The 24,607-nt window shown below is 61.9% G+C and carries 16 protein-coding genes; 9 read left to right on the top strand and 7 right to left on the bottom strand.

All coding sequences use genetic code 11. The features are described from left to right. Positions 1–97 precede the first annotated feature (97 nt). From K3555_RS15800 to tcuB, 8 genes are read left to right on the top strand one after another with little or no spacing between them, the layout of a single operon-like run. Positions 98–1,642, top strand: a complete 1,545-nt coding sequence (locus K3555_RS15800; RefSeq protein WP_260006186.1) for a trimethylamine methyltransferase family protein — start codon at positions 98–100, stop codon at positions 1,640–1,642. Continuing rightward, the gene (locus K3555_RS15795; protein WP_260006184.1) at positions 1,642–1,929 is read left to right on the top strand and encodes an aldehyde dehydrogenase family protein; all 288 of its coding nucleotides are present in this window, start codon (positions 1,642–1,644) and stop codon (positions 1,927–1,929) included. Before K3555_RS15800 ends, K3555_RS15795 begins: the two co-directional genes overlap by 1 nt. Before the next feature lie 8 nt (positions 1,930–1,937). Then, positions 1,938–3,230, top strand: a complete 1,293-nt coding sequence (locus K3555_RS15790) for an aspartate aminotransferase family protein (protein WP_260006182.1) — start codon at positions 1,938–1,940, stop codon at positions 3,228–3,230. After that, a complete protein-coding gene (locus K3555_RS15785; RefSeq protein ID WP_260006180.1) occupies positions 3,230–5,635 on the top strand; it encodes an FAD-dependent oxidoreductase in 2,406 nt (801 codons plus the stop codon). The genes K3555_RS15790 and K3555_RS15785 overlap by 1 nt, the downstream gene beginning before the upstream one ends. Next, positions 5,628–8,039 (top strand): FAD-dependent oxidoreductase, encoded by a 2,412-nt coding sequence (locus tag K3555_RS15780; RefSeq protein ID WP_260006179.1) that lies wholly within the window; start codon positions 5,628–5,630, stop codon positions 8,037–8,039. The genes K3555_RS15785 and K3555_RS15780 overlap by 8 nt, the downstream gene beginning before the upstream one ends. A 4-nt stretch (positions 8,040–8,043) precedes the next feature. Then, positions 8,044–9,729, top strand: coding sequence for a thiamine pyrophosphate-binding protein (locus tag K3555_RS15775; RefSeq protein WP_260006178.1), 1,686 nt, complete (start codon positions 8,044–8,046; stop codon positions 9,727–9,729). Beyond that, positions 9,729–11,105: an FAD-dependent tricarballylate dehydrogenase TcuA gene (tcuA, locus tag K3555_RS15770; RefSeq protein ID WP_260006177.1), complete on the top strand. Its 1,377-nt coding sequence runs from the start codon at positions 9,729–9,731 to the stop codon at positions 11,103–11,105. Before K3555_RS15775 ends, tcuA begins: the two co-directional genes overlap by 1 nt. Then, entirely contained in the window at positions 11,098–12,183 is a 1,086-nt protein-coding gene (gene tcuB / locus K3555_RS15765) for a tricarballylate utilization 4Fe-4S protein TcuB (RefSeq protein ID WP_260006176.1), read from the top strand. The genes tcuA and tcuB overlap by 8 nt, the downstream gene beginning before the upstream one ends. Positions 12,184–13,086: 903 nt before the next feature. On the opposite strand, the gene K3555_RS15760 is transcribed toward tcuB, so the two are convergent. From K3555_RS15760 to K3555_RS15745, 4 genes are all read right to left on the bottom strand, one after another. Continuing rightward, on the bottom strand, positions 13,087–14,178 hold the full coding sequence (locus tag K3555_RS15760) for an ATP-binding protein (RefSeq protein WP_260006175.1): 1,092 nt from the start codon (positions 14,176–14,178) through the stop codon (positions 13,087–13,089). Next, positions 14,150–14,644: a response regulator gene (locus K3555_RS15755; RefSeq protein ID WP_129371885.1), complete on the bottom strand. Its 495-nt coding sequence runs from the start codon at positions 14,642–14,644 to the stop codon at positions 14,150–14,152. The genes K3555_RS15760 and K3555_RS15755 overlap by 29 nt, the downstream gene beginning before the upstream one ends. 258 nt (positions 14,645–14,902) lie before the next feature. Beyond that, on the bottom strand, positions 14,903–15,610 hold the full coding sequence (locus K3555_RS15750) for a response regulator (protein ID WP_260006174.1): 708 nt from the start codon (positions 15,608–15,610) through the stop codon (positions 14,903–14,905). Between the two features lie 502 nt (positions 15,611–16,112). Continuing rightward, positions 16,113–18,611 carry a HAMP domain-containing methyl-accepting chemotaxis protein gene (locus tag K3555_RS15745; protein WP_260006173.1) on the bottom strand — a complete coding sequence of 833 codons (2,499 nt, stop codon included), beginning with the start codon at positions 18,609–18,611 and terminating at the stop codon, positions 16,113–16,115. Positions 18,612–18,990: 379 nt separating this feature from the next. Between K3555_RS15745 and K3555_RS15740 the strand changes: the two genes are divergently transcribed. Next, entirely contained in the window at positions 18,991–19,704 is a 714-nt protein-coding gene (locus K3555_RS15740) for a serine protease (RefSeq protein WP_259997440.1), read from the top strand. Positions 19,705–19,772: 68 nt separating this feature from the next. Here K3555_RS15740 and K3555_RS15735 read toward each other — a convergent pair whose 3' ends face one another. Genes K3555_RS15735 through K3555_RS15725 form a run of 3 tightly spaced genes read right to left on the bottom strand, consistent with a single transcriptional unit; the run spans position 19,773 to position 24,552 of the window. Next, positions 19,773–20,951, bottom strand: coding sequence for an HlyD family type I secretion periplasmic adaptor subunit (locus K3555_RS15735; protein WP_259986927.1), 1,179 nt, complete (start codon positions 20,949–20,951; stop codon positions 19,773–19,775). Continuing rightward, positions 20,948–23,266: an ATP-binding cassette domain-containing protein gene (locus K3555_RS15730; protein WP_260006171.1), complete on the bottom strand. Its 2,319-nt coding sequence runs from the start codon at positions 23,264–23,266 to the stop codon at positions 20,948–20,950. Before K3555_RS15730 ends, K3555_RS15735 begins: the two co-directional genes overlap by 4 nt. Beyond that, a complete protein-coding gene (locus tag K3555_RS15725; protein WP_260006169.1) occupies positions 23,263–24,552 on the bottom strand; it encodes a TolC family protein in 1,290 nt (429 codons plus the stop codon). The genes K3555_RS15730 and K3555_RS15725 overlap by 4 nt, the downstream gene beginning before the upstream one ends. Positions 24,553–24,607 lie beyond the last annotated feature (55 nt).

The following is a 24,607-nucleotide window of genomic DNA, read 5'->3' as shown; positions in this document are numbered from 1 at the left end:
ATGAGTTTTTCTCATCAGTAGCAAGAGAAACTTGTTTTTGTGCCGCGGGCGGCGGCTGCGTAGCCTAAGCGCAAAGGAATTCCGCCAGGGGAAGACAATGGCTGCAAGAGCGCGCCGCCGCGGCAGAGAAGCCCGGATCGAAGCCGAAAGCGCACCGGCAGAAGACAACCCGCCGGTCTGGGGCGGCATTGAGGGCGGCCGGTTCCGGCCTCTCAGCGACGCAGATGAGGCTGAGATCAACGAGGCGGTGCTGTCGCTGCTGGAAACGCTGGGGCTGAGCCAGGCAACACCTTCGATGATCGAGAAAGTCTGCGCTGCGGGTGGCAGCTATACGCAAGACAAGCGGCTGCTGTTCCCGCGGGCGCTGGTTCTGAAAACCATCAAGGAAGCCCGCCGCGATGTGGTGCTCTATGGCCAGGATCCGCGCCATGATCTGAACCTGTCCGGCAAACGTGTCCACATGAGCTCGGGCGGCGGCGCGCCCGGGGTATTTGACCTTGAGGACGGGCGCTACCGGGATAGCACGCTGAAAGACCTCTATGACGCGGCGCGCATTTGCGATGCGATGGAAAATATTCACCATTTCAGCCGCTCGGTGGTGGCCCGCGATGTCGGGGACGTGGCGGATATGGACCTGAACACTGCCTATGCCTGCCTGATGGGCACCTCCAAACATGTGTCGGTGTCGGTTTCCGAACCGCAGAATGTGCAGCAGCTGGCGGAGATGTGCTATGCGCTGGCCGGATCCGAAGAGGCCTTTCGCGCGCGGCCCTTCCTGACCGTGATGGTCTGCCACGTGGTGCCGCCGATGCGCTTTGCCGAGGAGGCGCTGGACACGCTGGAGGCCGCGGTTCTGGCAGGTTTCCCGGTGCAGCTGATCTCGGCAGGCCAAGCGGGCGCCACCAGCCCGGCAACCATTGCGGGCTCGCTGGTGCAGGCTGTGGCGGAAACCCTGGCCGGGCTGGTGCTTGCCCGGCTCGTCGACCCGGATGCCGCCGCGATCTATGGTGCCAAGCCGCTGATTGCCGACCTGCGCACCGGGTCAATGTGCGCAGGCGGCGGCGAGCAGGCGATCCTGATGGCGGCCGCGGCACAGATGGGCCGGTTCTATGATCTGCCCGTGACCTCGATTGCCGGCATCACCGACTCCAAGACGCTGGATGCCCAGTATGGCAGCGAGAAGAACCTGGCCGTGTCTTCCGCAGCCCATGCCGGTTCCAACCTGATCACCCAGGCCTGCGGCATGCAGGCAAGCCTTCTGGGCGTGTCGCTGGAGGCTTATGTGGTCGACAACGACATGATCGGCAACATCCTTCGGACCCTGCGCGGAGTAGAGGTGAATGCGGAGAATATCGGCGCCGAGGTGATTGCCGAGGTCTGCCGTGGTGAAGGCCACTATCTGGGCCACCGCCACACCTTCAGCCGGATGAAGTCCGACTACTTCTATCCGCATCTGGGTGACCGCCAGACCCCGAGGGAGTGGGAAGAGCAGGGCGCGCGCGCGATTGGCGAAGTGGCCAGGGACAAGGCGCGGGAGCTGCTGGCCGGCCACTTCCCCGCCCATATTCCGGACGGCAAGGACCAGGAACTGCGCGCGCGGTTCAATATCCGTCTGAGCCGGGCGCAAATCGGGCGGGCGTGATGCAGGATCACCCGCTTTTTCCCCGGCAGCTGAACCTCATACCGCATTGCTGGACAGACGGCGCGGCCGCCGGTTGGTGCATTACCGAATGCCGGGACGCGGATACCACCCAGGCCATGTGCATTGCCCGCAAGGCAAAGGCCGGGCAGCTGTTCGTCAATGGCTTCCTAAAAGGCGGCGGCACCATCCCCTTCGGCGGTGTCAAGGACAGCGGCTTGGGGAGTGAAAAGGGGTTTCCCGGCATCAGTGTCTATTGCGCCATAAAACCCGTTGTTTTGAACCACTAGGAGCCGGCATGAATACCAGCCAATCCCTTGCTGAGCGCGCCCGCCTCGTGATGCCGGGCGGGGTCAGCCATGAGCTGCGCTACAAGACTCCGCATCCGGTCTATTTCACCCGCGCCAAGGGGGCTGAGAAATGGGACGCGGACGGCAAGCGCTATATCGATTTCAAGCTGGGCGCGGCCAGCCAGATTCTGGGCCACGCCCACCCTGAGATCGCCGCCGCGGTGGCAGCCCAGATGGGGCGTTTGCCCTATACCGGCGATTGCCACCCGCTGGAGGTGGAATGGGCCGAGTGGCTGAACCGTCTGTTCCCCTCGGCGGAGCGGGTGCGTTTCACCGGGTCCGGCACCGAGTCCACTATGCTGGCGTTGCGGCTGGGCCGGGCGCACTCGCGCCGCGACAAGGTGCTGCGCATCGACGGCCATTTCCATGGCTGGCACGACATGCTGATCAAGGGTGCCAAACCCGGCACCAATACCGTGCCCTCGCTGGGGGTGCCGCAGGCGGTCTGCGACCTGACCGTAGTGGCCCCGCCGGATCTGGACGCCATTGCCGCGCTGTTGGATAGCGACCCGCAGATCGGCACGGTGTTTGTCGAGGCTTCGGGCGCCAACTACGGCTCGGTGCCGCTGCCCGAGGGGTTCCTGCAGGGCATCCGCGCGCTGGCTGATCAAAGCGGCCATGTGCTGATCTTTGACGAGGTGATTACCGGTCTGCGCTGGGCGCCCGGCGGGCGTCAGGCCCGCGACGGTGTGGTGCCGGACCTGACCACCCTGGCCAAGGTGGTGACCGGCGGCCTGCCCGGCGGCGCAGTTGTCGGAAAATCGGAAATCATGGAGCTCTTGAACCCGGGCGAGACCCGCGACGGGCTGTCGCCGCCTGTCAGCCACAAGGGGACTTTCAATGCAGCCCCAATGGTCGCGGCGGGTGCCGTCAAGGCGATGGAGATCCTCTCCACCGGCGCGGTCCAAGCCCAGGCCGATGCGATGGCGGCCCGGCTGCGCGACGGCTTCAACGCTGTATTCGGCGATCTGGAGGTGCAGGCGCTGGCCTATGGCGACAGCTCCACCTGCCATATCTATTTCGGCGGCACTTCGATTGACGGGCTGGACGCGGCAACCATCCGCAAAACCCCGCCCGCCATCGTCAAGGGCCTGCGCGACGGGCTGCTGGAACGCGGCGTGGACTTCATGTCCTTCACCTCTTGCGTGACCGGCCTGCCGCATACCCCGGACCTGATCGACGAGGCTGTGGAGCATTTCCGCGGCACCCTTTCCGCGCTCATCCGTGACGGAGTACTGTAATGAGCCTTCCTTCCCACGCCCGCACTGTCATCATCGGCGGCGGTGTCATCGGATGTTCGATCGCTTATCACCTGGCCCGCGAAGGGCGGAAGGATATCGTGGTGCTGGAGCGTTCGAAACTCACCTCCGGCACCACTTGGCACGCCGCCGGGCTGGTACGCCGTCTGCGGCCTTCGGCAACGCTGACCAAGCTGATCGACTATTCCATTGATCTGTACAGAGAGCTGGAGGTGGAGACCGGCCAGGCCACCGGCTGGACCCAGACCGGCTCGCTGACTTTGGCCACTAACCCCGACCGGCTGACCAACATTAAACGCCAGGTCTCGCTGGGCCGCGCCTTTGGGCTGGAGGCGGAAGTGGTGGATGCCAAACGCGCCAAGGAGCTGTGGCCGCTGATCGAAACCGATGATGTGATCGGCGCGGTCTGGTCGCCTGCCGATGGCCGGGTGAACCCATCAGACGTGGCTTTGGCGCTGTCCAAGGGCGCGCGGGCGCGGGGGGTGCAGTTCTTTGAAGATACCGCGGTAACGGGTCTGCAAAAGAAGGGCGGGCGGATTTCCGGCGTCGAAGTGGGCGAGCATCTGATCGAGGCCGACGAGGTGGTCATCGCCTGCGGCCTCTGGTCCCGCGAGGTTGCCGCCATGGCGGGCGCCCATATGCCGCTTTACGCCTGCGAGCATTTCTACATCCTGACCAAACCATTGGAAGAGGTACAGGTGCTTGGTAAGGGCGCGCATCTGCCGACGTTGAATGACCAGGACGCCTTCCTCTATGCCCGCGACGATGTGGAGGGCCTGCTGGTCGGCTGTTTTGAGCCCCACGCCAAAGGCCTGCCCCTGGACCGTTTGCCCAAGGACTTCTCGTTCGACCTGCTGGACGAGGACTGGGACCATTTCATGCCGATGATGGAGAACGCCCTGCGCCGCATCCCGGTGTTGGAGAAGGCCGAGGTTCGGATGCTGCTGAATGGCCCCGAAAGCTTCACCCTCGACAGCCAGTTCATGCTGGGCGAAAGCCCCGAGGTGCCGGGGCTGTTCCTGATGGGCGGCATGAACTCCACTGGCATCGCACTGGCCGGCGGAGCAGGGCGCGCGATGGCGGAATGGATCATTGCGGGTGAGCCGGCGATGGAACTGAACGAGGCTGACGTCTGCCGCTTCAGCCCCGAAATGAACGTGCTGGGCGCGCTGGAGGCCCGCATCCCCGAGGTGCTGGGCCGTCACTATGACAACCCCTATCCGGGCCGCTCGATGGAGACCGCCCGCGGCCAGCGCCGCTCGCCCATCCACGCGGGTCTGGTTGCGGCGGGTGCAAGGTTTGAGAGCCGCGGCGGCTGGGAGCGCGCTGTGCACTTTGGCGGTGCGGACGCGCATCTGCCGCTGACCTTCGGCGTGCCTGCCTGGCGCGATCAGGTCGGCCGAGAGGTAGACGCCTGCCGCAACGGCGCCGCCATTCTAGACCAAAGCGCATTCGGCAAGATCATGGTGCAGGGGCCAGATGCCTGTGCCTTCCTCAACCATCTCTGCGCGGCGCAGATGGATATCGCCGAGGGCCGCATCGCCTATACCCAGATCCTGAACCGCAAAGGCGGGGTGGAAAGCGACATCACCGTGCAACGGCACAGGGCAAACGCTTACCTCATGATCACCGGCGCCGGTGAGGTGGTGCGCGACCTGAAGCGGATGCGCGAGACCAAAGATGCGTTTCACGTGGAATTCACCGATGTCACCAGCGGCTACGCGATCATCGGTCTAGCAGGCGCAAAGGCTCGCGAGGTACTGCAAGCGACCTCGAACAGCCCGGTGCCGGATTTGAAACGCTTCCAGTTCGCCCCTGTTGAGATCGGCCTGGCGCGCGGCTGGGCCGGGCGGCTGAGTTTCACCGGCGAGGAGGGGTATGAACTGTACATCCCAGCCGACATGGCCATGGCCGCCTATGAGGCACTGTTGGCAGCAGGTGCAAGCCATGCAGGTCTGTACGCCAGCGGGTCCTTGCGGATCGAAAGCCGCTTTTGCGCCTTTGGCTATGAGCTCAGCCCCGGCATCACGCCGCAGGAGGCGGGCCTGGGTGCTTTCTGCGCCTTTGGCACCGGATTTGTAGGCAAAGAAGCATTGATGTCGCACACCCCGAAGCGCCGGATTGTCTCAATCCTGTTTGATGATCCGGAGGCCATCCCGATCCACGACGAGCCGGTCTATTTCGGCGGCGATGTGGTGGGGCAGATCACCTCGGCCGCGTGGAGCTATCGCTACGGGCGTTCGTTGGCATTGGCGATGATTGATGCACCCCTGGGCCTGCTTTCCAAAAACACCGTTGTCCCGGGATTTGAGGTCGAAATCGCCTGCACCCGCTACGCCGCCAGGGCGTCTCTGCACCCCGCCAAAGAGGCGTTTGCACATGACTGACACCACCCGCACCACACAGGTTGCCATCATCGGCGGCGGCATTATGGGCGTGGCTGCTCAGTTCCAGCTGGCCGAGAACGGCTGGACCGACACGATCCTGTTCGAGAAGGCGGAACTTACTTCCGGCTCCACCTGGCACGCGGCGGGGCAGATCGCCCATGCGGTCGGCTCGCGCCTGGCGGGCTGGATCAACAAAACCTCGATCGAGACATATAAGAGGGTTGAAAAGGAAACCGGCCAAAGCATCGGCTGGCATGAGGTCGGCGGCTTCCGCATTGCCACCACCGATGACGAGGTTGATTGGATGAAGTCCATCATGGGCGTCGGCAAACTGCTGGACCTGCCAATGGAACTGGTCGGCCCGAAGGAGGTCGCCCGTGTGAATCCTTTCTACAAGACGGATGACGTTAAGGCGGCAGTGCGCACCTATGAGGACGGCCATATCGACCCCTCGTCCGTCACCATGGCGCTGGCCGCGGCCACCCGCGCGCGCGGAGCCAGGATTGAACGCCGCAATCAGGTTCTGGGCGCTTCCCGCAAGGGAGACATGTGGCTCTTGCGCACGGAAAAGGGCGATGTGCTGGCCGAACATGTGGTGATTGCCGCCGGGTCCTATGCCAATCAGGTGGGCGAGTGGTTCGGGCTGAAGATCCCCTCGGTCAGCTGCCTGCACCACTATCTGGTCACGGATACGGTGCCGGAGTTTACCGGCCGCCCGGAACTGCCGGTGATGCGCGACAACGCCTATGGCGGCTATATCCGGCAGGAGCAGAAATCCGGCCTGATCGGCATCTATGAAGGCCACGTCTGCCCCACGGTCTGGGAGATGCCAGGCGGCGCGCCTTGGGCCGCAGAGAATGAGCTGTTCGAGGCGGATTACGACTCCATCGGTGATTTTCTGATGGTGGCGTTTGAGAAGATGCCGGTGCTTGCCGAACTCGGCATCAAACGCGTGGTGCGCGGCGCTATCACCCATACACCGGATGGCGGCATGCTGGTAGGGCCGTCGGGCGCGCCGAATGTCTGGCTGTCCTGCGGGTCTTCCATTGGCCTCGCCTGGGGCGGTGGTGCTGGCAAGGTGCTGGCCGACTGGATGGTGCATGGCGAAACCCCGATCAACACCCGCGGCATGGATCCGCGCCGCTATGGCAATTTCTCGACCGATCATTTTATTGTTGAGCGCACCAAGGATGAGTTCATGCGCCGCCATGATACCCCGTGCCCCGGCAAGCAGTTCAACAGTTTGCGCCCGCTGAACCGCCATGTGCTTTATGACCGGCTGGCCGCCAAGGGCGCGGTTTTCGGCGAGGTCGCAGGCTGGGAGCGCCCGCGTTACTTTGGCGAGGTGGGCGAGACCGAGCAGATCGGCTGGGGCCATCAGCCCTGGCACGCCAATGCCATGGCAGAGGCCAAGGCGGCGCGGGAGGCAGCCGGCGTCATCGACCTTTGCGCCTTTGCCCAGTTCGAGATCACCGGCAGGGACGCAGGCGCGCTGCTGAACCGGCTGTCGGCCAACAGGATTCCGGCCAAAGACGGGCGGATGAGCCTCAACCATCTGCTGACCGAAAAGGGCCGGTTTGAGACGGAGATCACCATCTGGCGCATGGCTGAGGGCCGCTATTTCACCGGTTCGCCCATTGCCCGCGCCAATCCGGATTTCGACTGGATCAAATCGCATATCCTCGACGGTGAAGACGTGCAGATGATCAACCGCACCCACGATTGGGGCATGCTGGCGCTCTCCGGCCCAGCCTCGCGCCGGATCCTGGCGGAGCTTACCGATGCAGACCTCACGAACCAGGCTTTCCCCTGGCTGTCCGGGCAAGAGATCACCGTGGCGAGCATTCCCTGCAATGCGTTGCGGGTCTCTTTTGTGGGCGAACTCGGTTGGGAGCTGCACGCGCCGCTGGAGCAGATCGGTGAACTCTATGACGCGCTGTTTGCCGCTGGAGAGAAATACGGTCTGAGCGACCTTGGCTCCTATGCCTTCAACGGTATGCGGATGGAGAAGGCCTACCGCGCCTCCGGCGAGCTGACCACCGACGTGGGGCCGCTGGACGTTGGGCTGGAGCGGTTTGTGGTGACAGAGGGCCGGACCTTCCTGGGCAAGGAGGCCCTGCTGGCCTGCGATCCGGGCTGGGAGCTGTTCTACGCCGAACTGCATGCGGAAGGCATCGGCATCCACGGCGGCGAACCGGTGCTGCTGGATGGCAAACCCGTCGGTCTGACCACCTCGGGCGGCTATGGCTTTACCGTCGGCAAATCGCTGGGCTGGCTGTTTGTCCGCAAGGGCACCCCGCGCGAGGGCCTCTGTGTGCAGATCCTGAACCGCGAATTTCCCGTGACCGTCCACCAGAACGCAATTTTTGATCCGCAGAACCTGCGGCCCCGATCCGAGGATTAACACCATGACCATGATCAACACCAAGATCACCGGAGGCGAGGCAGCCTACCGCGTGCTGCAGGCGAATGGCATCGACACTGTGTTCGGCCTGTTGGGCGGCTCGATGCTGGAACTTTACGACGCGATGTATCAGGGCGGCGGCATCGGCTATGTCGGCGCGCGGGATGAGCGTGCGGCGGGTCATATGGCCGATGCCTGGGCGCGAATGACCGGTAAGCCCGGTGTGGTGCTGGGGGCGCAGGCAGGCCCCGGCGTGGTCAACATCGTGACCGCGGTAGCCGAGGCGCAGCTGGCCTATTCGCCGCTGGTGGTGATTGCCGGGGCCATCAGCCGCTGCGATCAGGCCAAGGATACCTTTCAGGAGGTTGACCAGGTTGCCTTATTCGCACCGATCTCGAAACGCTCGGTCATGGTCACGGATCCTGCGCGCCTGGCACCGATGCTGGAGGACGCGATCCGGCTGGCAAACTCGGGCCGCCGCGGGCCGGTGGTGCTGCATGTGCCGCGCGATCTGTTTGCCGCCGGCGTACCCGCCATCGACCCCAAGCCAGTGAACATCGCCCGCCCGGGGCCTGCGGCGCCGGAAGACATCAGCGCCATCGCTGCTTTGCTCGCAAGCGCGCGGCGCCCGGTGATCTTTGCGGGCGGCGGCTTCAAGTGGGGCAAGGGACGCGAGGCGCTGACCGCCCTGGCGGAAACGCTGGAGGTGCCGGTGGTGGCCTCGACCGGCCATGCCGACGTGATGCGTCACGGCCATCCGTGGTTTGCAGGCCAGGCCGGCCCGCGCGGCAACCGGGTGGCCAGCCGTCTGACCAAGGAAGCCGACGTGATGGTGGTGCTGGGCGCGCGGCTGGGCTTCAACTCCACCTTTCACAGCAACGATTATGTCGGTGCAGACACCCGCATCGCCCATGTGGACATCGACGGCTCTGCCGTTGGGCGCTACTTCCCGGCGGAAATAGCGGTGCAGGCCGATGCCAGGCTGACTGCCGGGGCGCTGGCCACTGCGGCGTCGAAACCTGCCGCGGATGAATGGCGCGCGGCGTTCAAGGCGGATATGGCCAGCCTCGCTTCAGAACGCGAAGAAGAAGCGCAAATCGCCACCCTGCCGATGCACCCGCGCCGGGCGCTGGGCGAAATCCGCGCAGCACTGCCCGAAAACGCAATCGTCACCCTGGACACCGGCAACACCTGCCTGCAGGCCGCCGACCGGCTGGCGCATTATCAGCCGATGAGCCTGATCACCCCGCTGGACTTTGGCCTGGTGGGCTTTGGCCTGGCTGCTGCGATCGGCGCCAAGGCCGCCGCGCCGGACCGCCCGGTGGTCGCAGTAATGGGCGATGGCGCTGCCGGTTACACCATGATCGAAGTCCAGACCGCCATTCAGCACAAGCTGCCGATTGTGGTGGTGGTCTTGGACAACGAGGCCTGGGGCGCCGAGAAAGCCTATCAGCAGGAGTTTTATGGCGGGCGTCTCTTGGGGGCTGAGATCACCTCGCCGCGCTATGACAAATTTGCGGAGCTTTGCGGCGGCAAGGGCCTCTGGGTTGATGGCCCCGGTGAAATGGGCCCGGCGCTGGAGGCAGCCCTTGCCAGCAATGAGACCACCATCATCCAGGGCAAGATCGACCCCGGCGCGCTGATGACCCTGCGCAAGGACCTGTTCAAGGCACCAAAGCAGCCCCGATGATGAGCAATCCCGATATCGTTGTGGCGGGCGGCGGCAATGCCGCCCTTTGCGCTGCGATCACCGCGGCGGAGGCGGGCAAGCGCGTGCTGATGCTGGAGGCCGCGCCCAAGCCCTACCGCGGTGGCAACTCGCGCCACACCCGCAACTTCCGCTGCATGCATGACGGGCCTCTGTCGGTGCTGACCGGCACCTACGGAGAGGATGAATATTACAACGACCTCTTGCTGGTGACAAAAGGCAAGACCGACGAACACTTGGCCCGCATGGCGATCCGCGGCAGCCAAGAAAGCCAGCCCTGGATGGAGGCGCATGGGGTACGGTTCCAGCCCTCGCTGTCGGGCACCTTGTCGCTGAGCCGCACCAATGCCTTTTTCCTTGGCGGCGGCAAGGCGCTGGTCAACGCCTATTACCGCACCGCGGAGGCGCTGGGGGTTGAGGTACTCTATGAGGCGCCAGTCACCCATATCGAACTGGACAGGGACCGGATCACCAGGGTTGATTTCACCCATGGCGGCGCGCGCCACAGTTTCAGCCCGCCGGCGGTGGTGGTGGCCTCTGGCGGTTTTCAGGGCAATATCGAGCGGCTGGTCGAGGCCTGGGGGCCGGAGGCGGAGAACTTCCTGATCCGCGGCACGCCTTACAACCGCGGCGATGTGCTGTTCAATCTGCTGGGGCAGGGGGTGCAGTCCATCGGCGATCCGACCCAATGCCACGCGGTGGCGATCGACGGCCGCGCGCCCAAGTTCGATGGCGGTATTGTCACCCGGCTCGACTGCGTCCCGTTCTCAGTGGTGGTGAACAAACACGGCGACCGTTTCTACAATGAGGGCGAGGATGTCTGGCCCAAGCGCTATGCGATCTGGGGGCGGCTGGTGGCAGCGGAACCGGAGCAGGTCGCCTATTCGATCATCGACTCGAAGTCCGAGGACCTGTTCATGCCCTCGGTCTTTCCACCGGTCACTGCGGACACGATCCCGGAACTGGCGGGCAAGCTGGGGCTGGATCCGCAGAAGCTCGCGAGGACTATCGGAACCTTCAACGCCTCCTGCCGCCCCGGGACTTTTCACCCGGCTGAGCTGGACAGTCTGGCGACCGAAGGCCTCACTCCTCCCAAGACCAACTGGGCCCGCCCGATCACCGAGCCGCCGTTTTACTGCTACTCGCTGCGCCCCGGTGTGACTTTTACCTATCTGGGATTCAAGGTGGACGAGACCGCCCAGGTACAAGGTGCGGATGGACCGGTGGAAAACCTCTGGGCCGCGGGCGAGACAATGGCCGGCTCGATCCTGGGCCAGGGCTATCTGGCCGGCTTCGGCATGACCATCGGCACGGTTTTCGGCCGTATCGCGGGCCGGGAGGCCGCCCGATATGTTTGAACAGAGCCAAATGGAGCGCAAGGCGGCGGCCCGGATCGACGAAGCCCGCCGCCAGATCGAGATCTGCAATGCCTGCCGTTACTGCGAGGGCTATTGTTCAGTCTTTCCGGCAATCATGCGCCAGCGCAGCTTTGCTGACGCCGATGTTACCCAATTCGCCAACCTCTGCCACAACTGCCGTGGCTGCTACTACGCCTGTCAATACACCGAACCGCATGAGTTCGACCTGAACCTGCCCGGTATTCTGGCAGAGGTGCGCACCGAAAGCTGGGAGCGCTTTGCCTGGCCCAGCCCCTTGGCCAGGCTGTTCCAGCGCAGTGGCACGGCGCTGGCCGTGGCCCTGATGCTGGGGTTTGCAGTGCTGTTCTGGGCCGCGCAGACGCTGCGCCCCGAAAGCGGTGAAGGTTTTTATGCGGTGATGAGCCACGGGCTGATGGTCTCGGTGTTCATGCCCGCCTTCCTGCTGCCGCTTCTGGCGCTGTTTGTGTCCTTGCGCCGATATTGGCGCCATGTGGGCGGGCAGGGGGTTGGGAGGTCCCAAATCCGTCAGGCATTGAGCCGTGCCGCATATATGAAGGACCTGTCAGGCGGTCAGGGGCAGGGGTGCAATTTTGAAGACGAAGACCGCTTTTCCAACGCACGCAGATACGCGCATCAGGCGGTGGTGTGTGGGGTCTTCATGTGCTTCGGGTCAACCGTATCGGGTACCATTATGCATTACGTTTTCGATTGGCCTGCGCCCTACGGGCTGCTCAGCCTGCCTAAGCTGCTGGGCGTTCCAGGCGGGCTGCTGCTGACTGCAGGCTGCCTGGAACTGGCCCGCCTGAAGCTTAAAGCTGATCCGGCCCTGGGAGCCAGACGGGTATGGGCCGGAGAAATGGGGTTTGTGCTGCTGCTGGGGTTCGTATCGCTCAGCGGTTTGTTGCTTTATGCTGCTGCTGGCACTGCGGCGGTTGCGGTTTTGCTGCCGTTGCATCTTGGCGCGGTGCTGACCTTTTTTCTGCTGATGCCCTACACCAAGATGGCGCATGGGTTCTATCGTCTTGCGGCACTGATCAAGGACGCGGCAGGTAATTAGCAGTCTGATAGACCGAGTAATCGCAACGCGCTGGACGATATCCTGGCCCGTTTCATTTGAACGCAGCGCAAGCTTAAAAATGTGTGCCGGAAGCAGGTTCGCCAAAAGGGGCATTAAGGAATAGTTTTCAACTCAAAGGCCGCTCGCATCACCGGACCGGCCTCTGTGATCATCGAAACGGTCAATGTCTCCGGTGCGCCGGCGGGCGAGTTGCCTTTTCTTGCAGGCTGGTAGAATGAACTTCGGCAAAGGTCTGCAAACAGCTCGAACTGCCGGACGTAAAATGCGAACGCGGTATCAAGGCGGGCTGCGTCAGGGTGCATCTAGGTGCTGGGGCGGAGGAATAGGGCGCACACAGCCTGTCTTTCCAGAGGCCCATCTGCGGGATCATTTTGGCCTTAAGCGTATCGCCGGACCTGCGGCAATATCCATAAAGAGGTTGCTGAAGAAGTCTGGCTTCAATGCGGTTCAATAAACATAGTTCTCTCTTAGCAGAATGACTACGGAGGAAATTATGCGCGGAACAGGGAAGATGAGCGGAATTCTGTTCAACAATGCCGCCATGGAAAAGCAGAGTCCTGAGCGGTCTTCTTTGCGCATCCGCTGTCGACTGTCCCAACCGGGATGACTGCTGCCGAAACAGCGGATGCGCAAGCGGGATACCCGCACCTCCGGTCACTATTGTGGTAATGTGCCGGGTCCCTTGGGGCGGCCGGATTACATCAAAGTTTTATTTGGCATTGGAACCCAGAGCAGGAAACTGCGTATTTGCTGTCCGCTCTGAAGGGGCTGGGTGAAGGGCATCTGAATGCTCTTTGGCCCTGCAGGCACCGGGCGGGGTGCAATCGTGATCTGCCTTTCCTTGTATAGTGCTGCTTGCCGTGGGAGGGAGCAATATAACAATCAGGCCGTTTCCCGTGCCAGTCCGGCCTCAAGGTCGATTGTGAAGCGGATTGTGGTGCCTGCGTCCGCCTCTGGATCGCACCAGATCGTTCCGTTGTGACGCTTGGCGATCTTGGCGCAGGTCGCCAGGCCCAGACCGCTGCCTGGTTGATCACTGCCACGCTGCAGCCGCTTGAACGGCTCAAAAATCTTTTCCCGGTATTGCGCTGGAACGCCGATTCCGTTGTCGGCAACGGATATCATCAATCCGGACCCGGCACGTTCCGCAGTCACGGAAACCTCAGCGGTTTTGCCACCGCTGTATTTGATCGCATTGCCGATCAGGTTTTGCAGCAATTGCACGATGTCCGGCGGAAAGCACAAGCCGGCCAGCCCGCCGGAATGCCATCGTATCCGGACGCCGGATTGCACAAGATCCTGGGCCATGACTGCCCGCAGGCTGTCAAAGAGGCTTTCGACGGTCACATGGGCAGGCTTGCCATTGCTGTGCGGGTTGATATGGGATGCCAGCCCTTCGATCAATTCAGACGTTTTACGCACCGATTTTTTCATCAGTTCGAATTGCCGGGCCACTTCCTCAAGATCGCCGTTCTGGTAATCCTCGTGTATCTGATCGCTAAGGAATTTTATGGCCCGGATCGGCGCCCGCATATCATGTACCAGCACATCGGAGAAAAGGCGCAGCTCGTTCTGCTGTTCCTGGATCCGCCAGCGCATGTCTGCAACTTTCTGCCCGTTCTTGATCATCCGCATCAGGGCTTCAGAAGTGATCGCAGATTTTGGGATGTAGTCACTTGCGCCGGCCAAAATGACACTTTTGGCGATTTCCTCATCCCCCTGACCGGTCGTCATGAACAAAACCGCCCGCGGCCAGGTTTCGGTCAGCCGCGCAATCAGGTCGAGTCCGGTGCCATCCGGCAGGAGATAGTCCAGCAGGATCACTTCCACAGGAAGGCCGGAGTGAGACAAGGCGGCCTCTCCGCAGTCGGCCTCAACTACATTGGCATCCGGATACAGATGCTGCAGCAGTCTGCGCGCTAGTTTCCGGTCACCGGCGTCATCATCAATGACCAGAATGTTGAGGACCGTCATCGGACACCTTTCTGACGTGGATATCGGGCAGTTCTACTATGCGCCAGTAGTTGTCGAGGGTTGCCATCAAGTCGACAAACATGCCGCCTGCATTGGACTTGAGAATGTATCCAGCGACATTGTTGGCGTAGGCGGCGGAAATATCCCGTTCGTCGGCAGAGGTTGTCAGCACGATAAAAAGGACCTTGTGCAGCACCGGATCAGCGCGGATTTCCTTCAGAAGCTCAATCCCGTTCTTGCGGGGCATATTGATATCGCTCAACACAACAAAGTTGGGCGGCGGCACTTGGTGCATTTCACCGCGCAGAAACGCCAGAGCCTCAACTCCGTCCACGAACCGTTTGATCGGGTTGGCAATCCGGGCCCGGTCGAATGCGCGGTTCAGGGCTTTTGCATCACCGTCGTCATCTTCGACAAGGATAATGTTCAGGGCCGGCCGGCTAGCGGTTTGGGAACTGGAAATCATGTCGCCATGTCCTTTATTGTCGTTTCCTGCGGCTACTTCACCCTGCAGAATGCCCCTCTGGGCCGTCCTGGTTGAGGCCCGGCATCATAGCAGCCAGACTCTGAACCCGGCATTTTGGAACGGGGTGGCCGGCAAGGGAATGTCGCGGGCGAGTGACCCGGATGGCACGAAAGAAAATGAACACAGCTTTGACCTTCAGTTTCATGAACGCCTTGGACATATCTAAGGTTCTTTTGCGCAGACCCGTGAAGCGGAATGTTATTGGAGCAGGCTGGGATTCGCCTTCGCAGTGATTTCCCGGGTGTCTGAAATGACGCTGTCCAGGTCATCCATGAACACAACCAGATCCTTGCAGCTTCGCTCAAGAAGTGAGACGTCGGACAGAATGGCGGAAGGCACGGTGTCATCCTGCCGGGCTTGTGTCTTGATCATTCGGACACCGGCAAGCGTGCGGCTCAGCAGCAGCCGAAGGTCTGGGCCGCAGCCGACAATGAAGCGCTTGAATATCCGCCGGAGCTCTTTTTCAGATGCGCGCGCGCTGCTGAGCTGGCCGTAAAGCGCCCGCCGTTCAATCGCGGAGGCGATGGATTTGATCAGCGTGTCGGCGGACAGCTCTTCTTTGACTATGTAGTCGGCGCAGCCGCGCCGCATGGCTTCAACGGCAATTTGATAGTTGGTCATGCTTGTCAGCATTATCGGCACGGCCTGAACTTGCTCTTCATGCGTCAGCAGAATTTTGAGTGCGTCAAGCCCGGTGTCCATGCCAAGGTTATGATCCAGAAACACCAGATCATATTGCTCTATCTCCAGCTGCTGGCGCATTTCTTCCAGGTTGGCAGCCTCAAAGAATTCAGCTTTCATCCCGGCTTTGCGGCATAGTTTGCTTAAGCGTAGCCTGTCGATTTCATCATCATCCACAGACAGGATGTTGAGTATGACCGGCTGCAGCGCCGGCGGGGCAGTCATGTCCGAATAGCTAGCATTTCTCATTATCTTCCCCTTGTGAAACACATTTTGCCCGGGGGTGTGAGTATCCGGGTCCACTCGTATAAGGGTAACTTACCATACGTTGACTGTCGCATAGGTTAATTACCCTGACGAATTTGACTAAAGAAATCCGAAGCTGTGGATAGAGTTTGGGATTTTTTTGCGCCAAATTGCGTTGTGACAGCCCATTTTGTGAAATTTTTGCGTTTCGGAATGTGAGCGGATTGGAAACAGCTCTGCTGCCGAGCGGGAATGGGGAGGATTTTCGGCAGTTTGGACAGAATTGCCTTTGCAAGGACGGCCTCGCCCGTTTGATTGAGCACTGTTCAGACTTGTTCAGTCGGTATGCCAGCCCGCGGGTTACAGTTTTTTGTGCAAAAAGCGGCATGTCCGAAGTCCGGACACACCGCATTTGAAAGGCGGGAACACATGAAGTCAGGCCTTTGCTGGCCTTCATGGTACTCTGTTCTTTCGGCTGGGGTTAGAAATTCTCCCACTTGGCGATACCGTCCGTTCCTGTTGCTGCAGGCGGGGCTGGCTGGTCTGTGGCGGCCATCTCCGCCCCAGCGTTGTCAGCGGAAGTGCTGTTCCGGACGGGGAACTGAATGCCCTGTGCAGTCCGGGATTGGCTGTTGATCGTGAAATGCGCCACAAGTTCTGCCAATTTGCCCGCATCACTGTTCAGCATGTGACCTGCGGCGGTTGCCTGTTCCACCATTGCCGCGTTTTGCTGGGTCACCTGATCCAGCTGAGTAACACCAGTGTTGATCTCATGCAGTCCTGTCGACTGCTCCGCAGCCCCTTCGGCAATGCCGGAGACAAGCTCTGTGATATGAGCAACCCGCGTAACAATGCTCTGCAGCGCCTCGCCGGCCTTGCCGACCAGATCGACCCCGCGTTTCACCTGTTTGGAACTGTCGCCGATCAGCGTTTTGATCTCCATTGCCGCGTCCGAAGACCGCTGCGCCAGCGCGCGCACTTCAGAGGCGACCACGGCAAACCCCTTGCCGGCTTCGCCTGCCCGCGCGGCCTCGACGCCTGCATTCAAGGCCAGCAAGTTGGTCTGGAAGGCGATGTCGTCGATGACGGAAATGATCTGGGAAATGTGGTTCGAACTCTGCTCGATCTCAGTCATTGCGGAAACGGCGTTCTGTACAACCGAGTCGCTGGTCTCAGCTTCCGAACGCGCTTCGTCCATGGTGGACTCGACGCTGCGGGCGCCGTCTGCGGCGGATTTCACCGACGCAGTCAGCTCATCCAGCGCCGCGGCTGTCTGTTCCAGCGTTGCAGCCTGGCTTTCGGTGCGGTGCGACAGATCATCAGACGCTTGACTGATCTCGGCAGCGCCGCTGCGGATACTGGCAGCAGCTTCGACAACTTTCTGCACAGTCTCGTTCAGGGTTTCGAGCGTCAGATTATAGTCATGGCGCAGTTGCTCGTGATCTTTGGGGAACGTTTCAGTTATTGGGCGGGAAAAATCCCCGGCCGATAGCCTGACCAGTCCGGCGCTGAGGCTTTCGACCACCATTTGCTGTTCCAGCTGCAGTTTGTTGCGATGCTCCTCGGCGCTGCGGGCCTGTCTAAGGTCTGATTGCATCGAGACAAGCGTCTTGCCGATTTTGCCAATCTCATCGGACCGGTGGGCCGCTTCGACATCGGTCTCCAGGTTTCCTGACGAAACCGCTTCCATATCGGTGCAAATACGGTCGATCGGCTTGGTGACTGAACGCGCCAACAGCCAGCCCGCCACCGAAACCAATGCTGCACAGCTGAGGGATATCAGGATCATCAATCGCCGTTGCGTTACTGCCGGGGTCAGAATTTCGGCCCGGTCAAGCTCTGCGACCAGCGCCCACTGGAGGTTGCGGAAAGCCACCGGCATTGAAACCGCAGCAATTTCCCGGCCATCGGCCTTGGCAATAGAAGGGTAAAATGTTCCGGCAGATGTGATTTCTTCGTCCGCGGCCGGCAGGGGCGCTGCGGCAAAGGCACCTTGGATATGGGGCAGAGGCGGCAATTCCTCCAGCAGAGCATGCCCGTCTTCAAGCCGGGAAGGAGTCCGTGCCTTGAGGTCTTGCCCGGCAAGGTAGACGTCCAGCGTGTTCAGCTCCCCAGCATAGCTGGAGGTGATCCCGGCGATGCCGTCAATTGCGGCCTGCAGCGCAAAGACACCGATGTAGCGCCCGCCGCTGTCCACGATACGGGTGGCAGCAAATGCCGCGGGGGCACCAGCACTGGGCTCATAAGATGCGATGTCGGAAAAGTAGACCGTGTCTTTCTCCCCGGCCGCAGCCAGCTGGAACGCATGGGCAAGACCAGACTCCTTGAAGGGGCCGGCAGACAAGTTCGTCGTGTAATCGGCTTCCTTGGCGACAGAAAAGATAACGTCGCCCGACGGGCTGATCAGGAATATGTCGTAAAACCCAAGCCGCTCCATCATCTTTTTGAAGGCTGGATGGTTGCGTTCGAAGTGAATGTCATAAGGCGACGCGGCAGAGGCAAACATCGAAAGGTTCTGAACCTCTTCTTGACCGGATCCTTCCCGGGTGGCCCAGGTCACGCCTAGGTCTTTCATTGCCTTGGCGGTTGATGGGACTGAAGAAATTGTCAGGATCGCGGCCTCGATAGAGGCGAGATAGGATTGAAGCGCCGCCTCGCGGTCCTGTATCATCGATTGCATGAATATTTCGGCATCGTGAACAACACTGCGACGGAAGTAGCTGCTGCTGAAAGCAATCAGGACAATTGTCAGGGTAAGTGCAGAGCCGATGACAAGCATTGGCAGCTTGTGAGCCAGTTTCAAGGAACGGAACATTTCTAACTTTGCGACCTCCGGAACGCATCCGCCGGGCAGTGGATGCAAGCATTGATATTGTCCCTGATACAACGCCAGATAGATTTTCGATCTGTTAAGACACCTGCAATTTCCAGAAATGAGCTGGGCAGGCAGCATCGGTCCCGGACAGATCGCGTTAACCATTTGGGCGGTCTCGCAGCCAGCGGGCTGATGTGCCCAGTGCACCGTTCTGCTTCGAAAACACGGAAAACGTTAACGTATCAGAAAATCGGGAGCCTCGATTCGGGGGGGTGCAGTCCAGATCCAGGGGGCTCAAGCCGGTGAACGGCTGCGGAATTCTCTTTGTTTGTTCATGGTTTGGAAAAAATATTAACGAATTGTTTACTTTCCCTAGCGCTGCGGGGGGCTTTTTTGCCATGGTTAAGCATCAATAACCGGGGGGTTAGGGAATTGTTAACGCTGCCACATTCTGTCCATGAATCTGTCTCGGCCTGGCAACATTGGGCCTCATTCCAGCCGCACGCCTGAATAACGATGCGTCTGTGGGAAGCTGGAGTGGATAATGAGACTTCTTATTGCTGCGATTGCGGCGTGCCTGTCATTGGGCATGCCCGATGGCGTGGCTGCGGATGATTCGCGGTCCAACGTCAGATCAATGGAAGGATGGGAAGCCGTGGGACGGCTGAACATCTCCAACAAAAACATGTGCACCGGGGCGCTGGTTGCACCGGACTTGGTGCTGACAGCGGCGCATTGCCTGTTCGATCCCAGGACGGGGGCGCGGGTTGACCCGTCCACGATCCGGTTCGAAGCGGGTCTGTCCGGGCGGCAGGCCGTGGCCCTGCGGCAAGTGGTGAAAGCGGTGATGCATCCGCAGTACCGGTACCGGCCTGCAGGCACCCATCAGATCGGCAGCGATCTGGCGGTGCTGAAACTTGACCGGCCGATCAGCGGCAGCCAGGTTCAGCCGCTGACAATGTCCAGCGGCGCGGCGCGGGGGGATATCCTGGGGGTTCTGTCCTATACCCGCAGGCATGCGACCCGGCCAAATCTGGAGCGGTCCTGCAGCGTCCTGGCGCGGCAGAGCCGGACCTTGGTAATGTCCTGCCTGGTGGATTTCGGTGCTTCAGGCTCGCCGGTGCTGGAAATGCGCCCGGGATTGCCGCCGCGGCTGGTTTCGGTCATCTCGGCCAAGGCCGCTATGGGCAACCGCCGGGTGTCGATTGGAACGGCGCTGGATTCAACGCTGCGGGATCTGATGCGGCGGGCGGGCTAAGGACCCCATTCAGAGACAGGACCGCTTTCTGCCTGCCGCCGTTCTGGGGGCAGGCGTTTTCCTTGGCATCAAGGCTCGCGCAGGGCTTCGCGGGACTTGTAAAGCGGTTTCAGCAGATACTGCAGCACGGTCTTGGCGCCGGTCTGCAGTTCCGCTGTTGCCCGCATTCCCGGGCGGATTTCGATGGTTTGCTGGCGTTCGGTAAAGCCGGATTTGTCGACCCGGACGGTTACCCGGTAATAAGGTTCGGCGCGCGGATTGCGTTCGTCTTCGAAAGTGTCGGCGGAAACGAAATCCACCTTGCCGCGCAGGGAGCCGTAGATGGTGTAATCATAGGCTGAAAGCTTGATCGTGGCGTCCTGGCCAGGCTGCACACTGGCGATATTTTCAGGCTTGATGCGGGCCTCGACAAACAGCTCTTCGCCCAGCGGGATGATCTCCAGAATTTCTTCGCCGGGACGGATCACACCGCCGATCGTGGTGACGGACAGGCTGTTGACGATACCGGCCATCGGCGAGGTGATGATGGTGCGGTTCAGCTGATCCACCGCCAGCCGCTGTTCCTGGCGCAGGGTGGTCAGCTCGCGCAATGTCCGGGAGTATTCCTCGGCCTGTTCCAGCTCTGCCTGGGTGCCGATCTCGTTGTATTTAGCGCGGGCGTCGGTGGACAGTTTGCGGGCCTTGTTCACTTCGATCAAGGCCACGATCTTCTGCTTGTAGAGCCGCTCCATATTGGCCAGCTCGGCATTTTGCTGGTCGAGGATCTGCTTGGCGCTGTCACGGCGGCTGGTGAAATCGGTCTGGCGGGCAGTCAGCAGTCCGCGTTCAGAGGACAGGATGCCGGGGGACCGCTGCGCCAGCATCTCCGGCACGGCAAATTCAAAGGCGCCCTTCATTTGCGCCTCCAGCCGGTAGCGTTTGATTTCCAGCGCATCGATCTGGTTTTGCAGCTCATCAGCCGCGGCGCGGAATTTGGTGTCCTGCAGCTTGGCCAGCACCTGGCCTGCGGTGACGATGTCGCCCTGGCGCACCTGGAGTTCAGCCAGGATGCCGCCTTCGAGGTTCTGAACGATCTGGGCGCGCGATGAGGACACCACCTGGCCTTCGCCGCGGACAATTTCGTCAATTGAGGCAAAAGCCGCCCAGATCAGGAAGGTGAGCAAGGCGGCAAGCACCAGATAGATGATGCGGCTGGCACTGCGCGGAGTCTCGGCGTTGCCGTAGGGGTCGTGCAAAGACATGGTCATTTGCCCTCTCCAGCGGCCAGATGGGCCAGGACCTGGTCCCGCGGCCCGTCCACAACCATCCGGCCCGATTGCAGGATCAGGGTGCGGTTGGTCAGTGACAGGATCGGCATCCGGTGGGTGGCGATCACAGCGGTGCGGCCGTCCAGCCAGGTTTCCAGGCGGCTGACAAGGGTACGCTCCAGTGTTTGGTCCAACGCAGCGGTGGGCTCGTCCAGCAGTACCACCGAAGGATCCTGCAGCCAAAGCTGTGCCCAGCCGATGGATTGGCGCTGGCCGATCGACAGACCATGGCCGCCATCGCTGATTTCCAGATCCAGACCCTTGTGGTGGTTGCGCACATGGGCGCCGAGGCCGGCAAATTCCAGCGCTTCCATCAGCCGGTCGTCATCACGCTCCAGCTGGTTAAGGTTCAGGTTGTCGCGCAGGGTGCCGGCAAACAGGCGCACGTCCTGGCTGAGATATCCGATGTTTGCGCGCAGGTCGCGCGGGTCGATCTGCGCCATGTCAGTGCCATCCAGCAGGATCCGGCCATGATCGGGCGCATAAAGCCCCGACAGCAGTTTGAGCAGGGTGGATTTGCCTGAACCATTGACACCCAGAACGGCAACCCGCTGACCAGGGGTGACTGCCACCGCCTGCACATCCAGCGTCGGTGCGGCGTCGTCCTCATAGCGGAACAGGATCTCGCGCAGGTCGAACCGGCCCTCGATTTTCTGACGGCGCAGGTAGGTGCGTTCCTTCTCCTTCTCCTGCGGCGCCTGTGCAATCGCATCCAGCCCTTCGAGTGCGGCCTTGACGTTGCTCCAGCGCGCCAAAGTGCCGGCAAACTGCGTCAGCGGCGCCAAGGTGCGGCTGGTCAGGATGCCGGTGGCGATAATGGTGCCGACGGTGAATTCGCCGGCGAAAACCAGCAGGGTGCCCAGCACCACAGCGGTGATATAGGTCGCCTGCTGCACCCCTTGCGACCAGTAGGTGAGGGCGCTGGACAGTTTGCGCTGCTCGGTCGCGGAATGGGAGGACAGCGTGTTCAGCTCATCCCACAGCCGCAGCACCCGCTCCTCGCCGCGCTGGGTTTTGACGGTGTCGAGTTCCGTTACCACCTCATGCAGCAGCCGCCCGGCCTTGGCATTGGCGCCCTGGGTCTGGCGGGTCAGGGCGATCATCTTCTTCTGCATGAAATAGGCAGGCAGCAGCATCAGAACGCCGCCCGCGACAATCACCCAGACCACCGGCCCAGCGATGGAGGCAACCAGCAGCAGGAAGACCGCGATAAACGGGATATCGGCCAGGGTGGAGATGGTGGAGGAGGTAAAGAACTCCCGCACCGAGCCGAAATCGCGCATCGCGGCAAACAGGCCGGACGGCGGCAGCGGCTTCTTGTCCGAGCGCATGCCGATCAGGCGGCGCATCAGGTTGTGCTGCACCGACAGCTCGATCTGGCGGCCGGCGGCATCGGTCAGCCGGGCACGGGCCAGCTTCAGCATCGCCTCCAGCGCAATTGCCAGAAAGGCACCGACTGCAAGCACCCACAGTGTGGCTTGCGACTGATGCGGCACTACGCGGTCGTAGACCTGAAGCGAGAACAGCGCGACCGAAACCGCCAGGATGTTGGCGACCAGCGATCCCAGCATGATCTCGCCCACCTGGCGGCGGTATTTCGGGAACTCGCTCCAGAACCAATGGCCGGGGTCGATCTGCGGCGTGTGTTTTGCCGCCATCTGCTTCAGCGAGGGGCGGGCCGAAAGCACGGTGCCGGTGAAATAGGGGCCGAATTCACCCAGCGGCACTTCGGTGCGGTTGTCCGCGCAGGCGGTGTCGTAGATGGTGAGTGTTTCTTCGGTCTGGCTCAGCACCAGCACGCATTGGCCGCCGGACATGACCGCAAGCGCAGGCCAGAGGGCCGGGTTCAAGGTTTGCTTTTCCAGGATCTTCGGCTGCAACCCGGTCGTGTGCAGCGCCTTGGCCAGTGAATGCAGCGACAGGTCGCCGGGTGTTTCACTCCACAGGAAGGCGGCGACGTCGCTGACCGGCACTTCACTGCCCTTCAGAGCGGCCAGGGTGGCAATCAGGCTGGCGCGGTGCTGAATTCGGGTTGCTGCGCCCTCCAGCAGCGAGCCGACTTCAGGCTGGGTGTCCTGCGGCGGGGCTTTTGGCAGCGGATTGGCGTCCGGAACGGGGACGGGCGCAGAGGCGGGCGTGTTGGCCGGCTGCATCGCCTCCGGTGCTCCGGTTCCGGATACAGGCACCGCCCGCAGCACCGGCTTTTTGCCGGCAGCGGACAGCGGGCGGGGCGGATTTTGGGTCGTGTCGGTCAAATCTTGTCCCCATCGGCCAGCAGCCCCAGGTCGCGTGCCAGCTGCAGCTGAATCAGCACCGCCTCATATTTCGCGTCGATATAGGCCTGTTCACGGCGCACCAGCTCTTCGTAGACCTGGATCACCTCCATCACCGGGCGCTGGCCCGCTTCGAACTGCTTCTGGAACAGGCCGTAGGTCTCGCGGCTGCGGCGCACCAGCGCGGCGGTCTCGCCCTCCTGGCGCTGGTAGGATGCAATTTGCTGGACCTGGCGGCTGTACGTGCGGCGGGCAATCTCTTCGGTCTCGCCAATCTGGCGGGTGGCGGCCTCCTTGGTGGCCTCCAGCGCTTGAATGGCGGCGGGTGTGCCCAATCCCAGCGGCTGGCCAACGCCCAGCGTCAGCCCGGCACCGGATCCGTCGGAGGTCACATTGCCCGATGCCGCGATCTGCGGCAGCAGCCCGGCGCGGCCGGACTTGGCCTGGGCAATGGTGCGGTCCGCTTCGGCGCTGGCCTTCAGCACGGCCAGGAACTGCACCTGCTCCGGCGGCGTGGCTATGCCCAGATGCGAGGGTTTCTGCGCAAAGGACTGGCCGGTCATCGCCTGCAGTTCCGCGCGTGCGGTGGCGGCGGCGTCATGGGCGGTGGCTGTGGTCGTACGGATGCCGCTGATCTTGCTGTCCACCACATTGAGGTCGGCGCGGTCCGACACGCCGCCATCGACACGGCCCTGCACGATGCGGCGGAATTCCTGCATCCGGCGCAGGGCGCGGTTGCCATAGGCGGCCTTTTCATCGCCGCGCAATGCCGCTGCATACAGCCCGACAGCGGTTTCGACGCGGCTGTTCATGTCCTCGGACAGGCTGACGGCGGCCACTTCGACATCGGCGGCGGCAAAGGCGCGTTCGGCCTTGCGGCGGCCATTGTCAAACAGGACCTGCTCAATCAGCAGGCCGGCCACCAAATCCCCCAGATCGGTCAGGCTGACGGATGGGCCAAGGGTTGGCAGCCAGTTCTTTGAGGCCGCCTCGGCGCGCAGCTTGGCGCCGATCAGCTCTGCTTCGGCAGCGCGGGAAGAGGCGGCAATTGCGGCCTCGGCCACTTGCCCATAGGCGCTGTCCTGCGCCAGCAAGGAGCGGCGCTCCATCAGCTTGTGGATCACCTCGGAGGAGGCCTCGCCGGATTGTGCGAAATTGCTGCGCGGCGCGGTTTCTGCGCTTTCTCCGCCGCCGAACGGCAGCGTATGGGCGCAAGCCGACAGGCTGCACGTCACTGCGATGGCGCAAAAAAAGCGTCCCGGTTGCATCCTGCCATATGCCCTTTTGTTTTAGGCTTTTGATGTATTGGGCCCGGCAGAAATG

It is taken from the genome of Leisingera sp. M527, assembly GCF_025141525.1.
Lineage (GTDB): Bacteria > Pseudomonadota > Alphaproteobacteria > Rhodobacterales > Rhodobacteraceae > Leisingera.
This window is presented reverse-complemented; position numbering and strand designations above follow the sequence as displayed.

Excerpts from the sequence above, each read along its gene's own strand:
- K3555_RS15775 (WP_260006178.1), top strand. The coding sequence starts at position 8,044 with ATGACCATGATCAACACCAAGATCACCGGAGGCGAGGCAGCCTACCGC.
- K3555_RS15745 (WP_260006173.1), bottom strand. The coding sequence starts at position 18,611 with ATGGTTAACGCGATCTGTCCGGGACCGATGCTGCCTGCCCAGCTCATT.
- K3555_RS15760 (WP_260006175.1), bottom strand. The coding sequence starts at position 14,178 with ATGACGGTCCTCAACATTCTGGTCATTGATGATGACGCCGGTGACCGG.
- tcuB (WP_260006176.1), top strand. The coding sequence starts at position 11,098 with ATGTTTGAACAGAGCCAAATGGAGCGCAAGGCGGCGGCCCGGATCGAC.
- K3555_RS15790 (WP_260006182.1), top strand. The coding sequence starts at position 1,938 with ATGAATACCAGCCAATCCCTTGCTGAGCGCGCCCGCCTCGTGATGCCG.
- K3555_RS15740 (WP_259997440.1), top strand. The coding sequence starts at position 18,991 with ATGAGACTTCTTATTGCTGCGATTGCGGCGTGCCTGTCATTGGGCATG.
- K3555_RS15780 (WP_260006179.1), top strand. The coding sequence starts at position 5,628 with ATGACTGACACCACCCGCACCACACAGGTTGCCATCATCGGCGGCGGC.
- tcuA (WP_260006177.1), top strand. The coding sequence starts at position 9,729 with ATGAGCAATCCCGATATCGTTGTGGCGGGCGGCGGCAATGCCGCCCTT.
- K3555_RS15785 (WP_260006180.1), top strand. The coding sequence starts at position 3,230 with ATGAGCCTTCCTTCCCACGCCCGCACTGTCATCATCGGCGGCGGTGTC.
- K3555_RS15800 (WP_260006186.1), top strand. The coding sequence starts at position 98 with ATGGCTGCAAGAGCGCGCCGCCGCGGCAGAGAAGCCCGGATCGAAGCC.
- K3555_RS15795 (WP_260006184.1), top strand. The coding sequence starts at position 1,642 with ATGCAGGATCACCCGCTTTTTCCCCGGCAGCTGAACCTCATACCGCAT.
- K3555_RS15755 (WP_129371885.1), bottom strand. The coding sequence starts at position 14,644 with ATGATTTCCAGTTCCCAAACCGCTAGCCGGCCGGCCCTGAACATTATC.
- K3555_RS15750 (WP_260006174.1), bottom strand. The coding sequence starts at position 15,610 with ATGACTGCCCCGCCGGCGCTGCAGCCGGTCATACTCAACATCCTGTCT.
- K3555_RS15725 (WP_260006169.1), bottom strand. The coding sequence starts at position 24,552 with ATGCAACCGGGACGCTTTTTTTGCGCCATCGCAGTGACGTGCAGCCTG.
- K3555_RS15735 (WP_259986927.1), bottom strand. The coding sequence starts at position 20,951 with ATGACCATGTCTTTGCACGACCCCTACGGCAACGCCGAGACTCCGCGC.